Here is a 6237-nt window from a genome sequence, read left to right as displayed (position 1 = left end):
CGCGCCGAATTCGCCGAGCGCGGCTACGACAAGGCGTCCATCCGCGCCATCGCCAGGGGCGCGGACGTCGACCCGGCGCTCGTCCACCACTACTACGGCCCCAAGGAACAGATCTTCGCGGCCGCCATCGCCACCGACTTCGCCCCCGCGCTCGAAGCGCCGGACGTCGTCCAGGCCGGCGGCCCGGACGCCCTGGGGGAGCGGCTCACCCGCTTCATCCTCGGCGTGTGGGAGAACCCGGACACCCGCGAACAGCTGCTCGCGATCGTCCGCTCGGCCGTCGCCAACGAGACCGCCGCGGCCGTCTTCCGCGATCTCGTCACCACCCGGCTGATGACCCGCATCGCGGGCGAGCTCGACATCCCCGACCCGAAGCTGCGCTCGGAGCTGGCCGCGGCCCACCTCGTCGGCGTCGCCATGCTGCGCTACGTGATCAAGGTCGAGCCGCTGGCGTCGGCGGACCTGGAGCAGGTGATCGCGATGGTGGCGCCGGCGGTGCAGCGGCACCTGGCGGGGGACGCGTGACGGCGCCCGGCGGGGACGCGTAACCGCGCCTGCGCCACCGGCGTGCGCCGGTGCCTGCACCGCGGACGCGCGTCTCACATGGCGGAAAAACTGTCCGCCCCCTGGAGGGCGGGCGTAGGCTCGAAAGACGCCGACACGTCGACACGCCGACGCGGCGCCACACACTGCGAGGAGTGGAGCAGGATGCCCGAGCTGAGGTCCCGCACCGTCACCCACGGCCGCAACATGGCGGGCGCCCGCGCCCTCATGCGGGCCTCGGGCGTAGCGAGCGAGGACATCGGCAAGCCGATCATCGCCGTGGCCAACTCCTTCACCGAGTTCGTCCCGGGCCACACCCACCTCGCACCGGTCGGCCGGATCGTCTCCGAGGCGATCAAGGCGGCGGGCGCGGTCCCGCGCGAGTTCAACACCATCGCCGTCGACGACGGCATCGCCATGGGCCACGCCGGCATGCTCTACTCGCTGCCCTCCCGCGACCTCATCGCCGACTCCGTCGAGTACATGGTCGAGGCCCACTGCGCCGACGCCCTGATCTGCATCTCCAACTGCGACAAGATCACCCCCGGCATGCTGATGGCCGCCATGCGCCTCAACATCCCCGTGGTCTTCGTCTCCGGCGGCCCCATGGAGGCCGGCCAGGCCACCCTCGTCGACGGCACGGTCCGCAAGCTCGACCTCATCAACGCCATCGTCGACGCGGTCAACGAGAACGTCTCCGACGAGGACGTGCTGCGCATCGAGGAGAACGCCTGCCCGACCTGCGGCTCCTGTTCCGGCATGTTCACCGCCAACTCCATGAACTGCCTCACCGAGGCCATCGGCCTCTCCCTGCCGGGCAACGGCTCCGTCCTCGCCACGCACACGGCCCGCAAGGCCCTCTACGAGAACGCCGCCCGCACGGTCGTCGAGATCACCAAGCGCTACTACGAGGACGGCGACGACTCCGTCCTCCCGCGCAACATCGCCACCCGCGCCGCCTTCGACAACGCCATGGCCCTCGACATCGCCATGGGCGGCTCGACCAACACGATCCTGCACCTGCTCGCCGCCGCGCAGGAGGCCGGGCTGGACTACGACCTCAGCGACATCGACGCCGTCTCGCGCCGCGTCCCCTGCCTCGCCAAGGTCGCCCCGAACGTCGCCCCCGGCGGCACGTACTACATGGAGGACGTGCACCGGGCCGGCGGCATCCCCGCCATCCTCGGCGAGCTCTACCGCGCGGGCCTCCTCGACGAGGACGTGCACACCGTCCACTCGCCCGGCATCAAGGAATGGCTGGAGGCGTGGGACGTGCGCGGCGGCTCGCCCACCCCCGAGGCCGTCGAGCTGTGGCACGCCGCCCCCGGCTGCGTCCGCTCCGCCACCGCCTTCTCCCAGTCCGAGCGCTGGGAGTCCCTCGACGTGGACGCCGCGGGCGGCTGCATCCGCGACGCCGCCCACGCCTACTCCAAGGACGGCGGCCTGGCGGTGCTGAAGGGCAACCTCGCCGTCGACGGCTGCGTGGTGAAGACCGCCGGCGTCGACGAGTCGATCTGGACCTTCGAGGGCCCGGCCGTCGTCTGCGAATCGCAGGAGGAGGCGGTCGACAAGATCCTGACCAAGTCGGTGAAGGAGGGCGACGTCGTCGTCATCCGCTACGAGGGCCCGCGCGGCGGCCCCGGCATGCAGGAGATGCTCTACCCCACGTCCTTCCTCAAGGGCCGCGGACTCGGCAAGGCCTGCGCGCTCGTCACCGACGGCCGCTTCTCCGGCGGCACGTCGGGCCTGTCGATCGGCCACGCCTCGCCGGAGGCGGCCTCGGGCGGCACGATCGCCCTGGTGCAGGACGGCGACCGCATCCGCATCGACATCCCGAACCGCTCGATCGAACTCCTCGTCGACGAGCCCGAGCTCACCGCCCGCCGCGAGGCCCTCGGCGGCACGTACGCCCCGAAGAACCGCGAGCGCAAGGTCTCGGCGGCGCTGCGGGCGTACGCGGCGATGGCGACGAGCGCGGACCGGGGCGCGGTGCGGGACGTCAGCCTTCTGGAAGGCTGACTGACGAGGCATTGAGCGGGCGGCTGGGCAGGCCGGACGGCTGGGCAGGCCGGGTGGCCGGGTGGCCGGGTTCGGGGGACTGTCCGGCGGTGCCGGACCGGGCGAGCCCGGGCGGTCCGCGGTTCGCAGTTCGGCTCGAAAGGCGCGCAAGGCAGGCCCCCCGCAGGGGGCATCGCCGGGGCCAGCGCAGTTGTCAGCGCCAGCCTGCCGGATCCCGGGCGCTGACCGCGAACACCGTTCCGTCCGGCGCGGCGCCGAACACCCGGCCGTCCGCCGCGACCGGCGCCGGCAGCAGATCGAGGTAGCCGCGCCCGGCCCGGGTCAGGCGGGGGGACGTCTGCCCGAGCAGCGTCCCCTTGGCCGTGCCGACGGCCAGCAGCCGCCCGTCCGCCGCCGAGAAGTACACCCGGTCACCGTCGGCGGCGACCAGCGCGGACGCATTGGCCACGGACGTGTCCAGTCGCCACAGCTGTCCCCTGCGCTCAACTGTCCCCACCGCCGTCAGCCCGCCGTCCGTGGACAGCAGGTACACCGCATCGCCGCGGGCCGCAGCGACCGCGCTCGCAACGTTGAGCGGCGTGGCGAGCGGCACGCGCGTCTCGCGCCGCGCGCCCGGCTCGTAGCGGACGACGGCCGCCACCCGGTTGTCCTTGTCGGGAGCCGTCAGCAACAGCGCACCGTCAGCCCCGGCCCCCGCCCCCACCGCGGTCAGGTCGCCGTCGGCCGTCCGCTCCCACAGCGTCGTCCCCCGCGCCGGGTCGACCGCGAGGATCCGCGTGCGGTGGCGGCCCTGACCGGCCGGCGCCACGGCGTACACCGGCCCCCGGCCGTAGAACGAGAAGACCGGCTTGGACCGCTCCGGCAGTCCCAGCCCGTGCCGCCAGCGCTCCTTGTTCGTACCGCCGTCGACGGCCGCCACCGTGCCGTCGGCGGCGACCAGCAGCACGGTGTCGCCCGCGTGGTACACCCGGCCGCGGTACGCGGACACGTCCCGCGTCCAGCGCGGCTCACCGGTCGCCGGGTCCAGCGCCGACAGCCGCCCGCCGTCCCCCGACAGGACGTGGACGAGACCGCCGGAGACCACGGGGGCGGGGACGGGAGCGGTGGAGGCGGAGGTGGCGGCGGCCCCGGAACCTCCGTCGCGGGCGCTCCTCCGCCAGGCGACCTTGCCGTCGGCGGCGTCGATACGAGCCGCCTGCACGCCCCGCGCGGAGCAGTACAGCGCGTCCCCTCCGTACACACAGGACCCCGCCCGCACCGTGCCGTCCCCCGCCGCGCCCTCCGGCACGGATGTCTCCCACGGCTGCCGGTCCGCCGAGGCCACGGTGGGCCGCGTCTGCAGCGGCCGGTCCGCGTCGCCGCTGCGGCTCAACGCCCACGTCCCGCCGACGACGAGCGCGGCCGTCGCGACACCGGCCGCGACGAGCCACGGCAGACGCCGCCGCCGGGGGAGGGGAGAGGCCTGGGGAGCAGGAGCTGCAGGAACTGCAGAAGCTGCAGGAGTAAGGGGAGCGGAAGGAGAGGACGGGGAGTCCTCACGAGCGTGGGGGACCCGGACATGCGTCGGCACGGACGCGTCCGGCACGGCCGCCTCGACGAGACGTCCCCCGTACTGAGGAACCCGCGGCAGCCGAGCCATGATCTCGTCCGGCGTCGGCCGTCGCTCCGGCTCCTTCGCCAGGCAGTCCTGGATCAGCGGTACGAGATCGGCCGGCACTCCCGTCAGATCCGGCTCGGTGTGCACCACCTGGTACGCGACGATGTACGGGCTCTCCGACTCGAACGGCCCCCGCCCGGTCGCAGCGTGCACGAGCAGCGAGGCCAGCGCGAACACGTCCGCCGCGGGCCCCACCTCGCGCGGCCGCTGGAACTGCTCGGGCGCCATGAACGGCGGCGTACCGATCAGCTTCCCGGTCTCGGTCCGCAGCTCGCTGTCGTAGGGGCGGGAGATGCCGAAGTCGATGACCTTGGGCCCGTCCTCGGCGAGCAGCACATTGCTCGGCTTGAGGTCCCGGTGCACGACGCCGGCCCGGTGGATGTCCCGCAGCGCCTCGGCCAGCCCGGCCGCCAGGCGCCGCACCTCCGCCGGACTGAGAGGCCCGTTCCGCTTCACACGCTCGGAGAGGGTGGGGCCGGGGATGTAGAGGGTGGCCATCCAGGGCCGGTCACCGTCGGGGTCGGCGTCCACGAGCGGCGCGGTGAACGCGCCGCTGACGCGCCGGGCGGCCGCGACCTCCTGCCGGAACCGCGCCCTGAACTCGGGGTCCTCCGCGTATTCGGCGTGCACCACCTTGACCGCGAGGCGCATTCCGGAGGAGGAGCGGGCCAGGTGCACGACCCCCATGCCGCCGGAGCCGAGACGTCCTTCCAGCCGGTACCGGCCGGCGAATTCCGGATCCTCCGCTTCCGGGCCCGTCCAGGCACTGCGCAGCGGCGGCATTCCCCCACCCCCGTTGTCTGTCGGCCGCGAAGTGCGCGGCTTCCGGAGCCTAATCGATGAGATCCGGCAATCCCGGGAAGCCGTGCCGCGCCTTGCTAGCCTGCACTGCACATGACATTGCATGTCTTTGATCTACACAGCATCGATCAACACGTCATTGATCGACGGTGAACGCTCAAGCGGGGGAGGGGCCGAAAATGGCCACCAGCGAGATCAACGAGATCAACCAGATCAACGAGACTGATGGGGCCGACGGGGCCGATGGGGCCGACGGCGCAGGCAGCGTCGGCAGCGCAATCGAGAACGACGCGCTGTCCGCCCGTTCGGCGGCCGGCACCGTCTACTACCCGGTCGCCCCGGGCGAGCAGGTCAACGTACGCCGCGGCCCGAACACCGGCAGCCAGATCGTCCGCGTCCTCCCGGAGGACTCCCGCATCGCGATCCGCTGCCAGACCCGCGGCGAAACGATCACCGGCCCCTACGGCACCACCGACATCTGGGACAGCATCGCCCCCGGCCAGTACGTGTCCGACGCGTATGTGAAGACGGGCAGCGACGGCTTTGTGACCATCCGCTGCTCCTGAAGGCTTCCGGTGGCGCTGCTCCTGCCGGCTCCCGCCGGCTCCTCACCTCGGCCGGGATAATCGAGACATGAGCGAAGAGCTGCCGGAAGGACCTCAGCCGGAACCGATCAGGTTCTTCGGCACCACGTGGCTGAATCACGACGGCGGGTACGCCCTGCGCCGTGCCGGCGTGGGCCTCGGCGCACTGGCCGCCGCCGCGGCGGGCGCACTGGTCCTGCGCTTCGGCTACGAGGGCCTGGCCATCGCCCAGGTGGGCGGCCTGGTCAGCACCATGGTGGTCGTCGCGTTCGCGGTGTGCAGCGCCTTGTCCTTCCGCCGCACCTGGGAACGCTTCGGCCGCCGCCCCGACCCCGCGGCCGACCCCCACGCCGAGCGGTCGATGCAGAGCCTGATGATGATCGGCTTCGTCGGCGCCCTGCTCGCCTACGCACTCCGCACACTCAAGGAAGCCCCCGGCGAGCAGCTCCACCGCCGGGAGTACGAGGAGGCCGTCGCGCGGTACGAGCGGCGGAGCGAGCGGAAGCGCCGCCGCAAGCGCTAGGGGGCGTGTCGTCCGAGCGCCGGGCGAGCACCCGGGGGGTGGCAACGCGGCCCCCAAACCTCGTGTAGTGTTCTCCGAGTTGCCGCGGGGTCCGCAAGGACGGCGGGGCA

General features: G+C 72.8%; 5 protein-coding genes. 4 read left to right on the top strand and 1 reads right to left on the bottom strand.

The window, feature by feature from the left end:
- Both V7793_RS31410 and ilvD read left to right on the top strand, forming a co-directional pair.
- Positions 1-525: TetR/AcrR family transcriptional regulator (locus V7793_RS31410; protein ID WP_336013009.1), on the top strand; the 525-nt coding region annotated here is incomplete at its 5' end.
- A gap of 183 nt (positions 526-708) precedes the next feature.
- A complete protein-coding gene (gene ilvD, locus V7793_RS31405; protein WP_336013007.1) occupies positions 709-2562 on the top strand; it encodes a dihydroxy-acid dehydratase in 1854 nt (617 codons plus the stop codon).
- A gap of 193 nt (positions 2563-2755) precedes the next feature.
- On the opposite strand, the gene V7793_RS31400 is transcribed toward ilvD, so the two are convergent.
- Positions 2756-5002, bottom strand: coding sequence for a serine/threonine-protein kinase (locus tag V7793_RS31400; RefSeq protein WP_336013005.1), 2247 nt, complete (start codon positions 5000-5002; stop codon positions 2756-2758).
- A 197-nt stretch (positions 5003-5199) separates the two neighbouring features.
- On the opposite strand from V7793_RS31400, the gene V7793_RS31395 reads away from it, so the two are divergent.
- Positions 5200-5586 (top strand): SH3 domain-containing protein, encoded by a 387-nt coding sequence (locus V7793_RS31395; RefSeq protein WP_336013003.1) that lies wholly within the window; start codon positions 5200-5202, stop codon positions 5584-5586.
- A gap of 67 nt (positions 5587-5653) precedes the next feature.
- Positions 5654-6127 (top strand): hypothetical protein, encoded by a 474-nt coding sequence (locus V7793_RS31390; protein ID WP_336013002.1) that lies wholly within the window; start codon positions 5654-5656, stop codon positions 6125-6127.
- Positions 6128-6237 lie beyond the last annotated feature (110 nt).

This window comes from Streptomyces sp. KLMMK (assembly GCF_036961605.1).
In the GTDB taxonomy this organism is placed as follows: Bacteria; Actinomycetota; Actinomycetes; order Streptomycetales; family Streptomycetaceae; genus Streptomyces; species Streptomyces telluris.
Note: the sequence above shows the minus strand (reverse complement) of the source record. Positions and strands in the feature narration are given on the sequence as shown.

Coding starts and splice junctions, on each gene's coding strand:
- ilvD (WP_336013007.1), top strand. CDS start 709: ATGCCCGAGCTGAGGTCCCGCACCGTCACCCACGGCCGCAACATGGCG.
- V7793_RS31400 (WP_336013005.1), bottom strand. CDS start 5,002: ATGCCGCCGCTGCGCAGTGCCTGGACGGGCCCGGAAGCGGAGGATCCG.
- V7793_RS31395 (WP_336013003.1), top strand. CDS start 5,200: ATGGCCACCAGCGAGATCAACGAGATCAACCAGATCAACGAGACTGAT.
- V7793_RS31390 (WP_336013002.1), top strand. CDS start 5,654: ATGAGCGAAGAGCTGCCGGAAGGACCTCAGCCGGAACCGATCAGGTTC.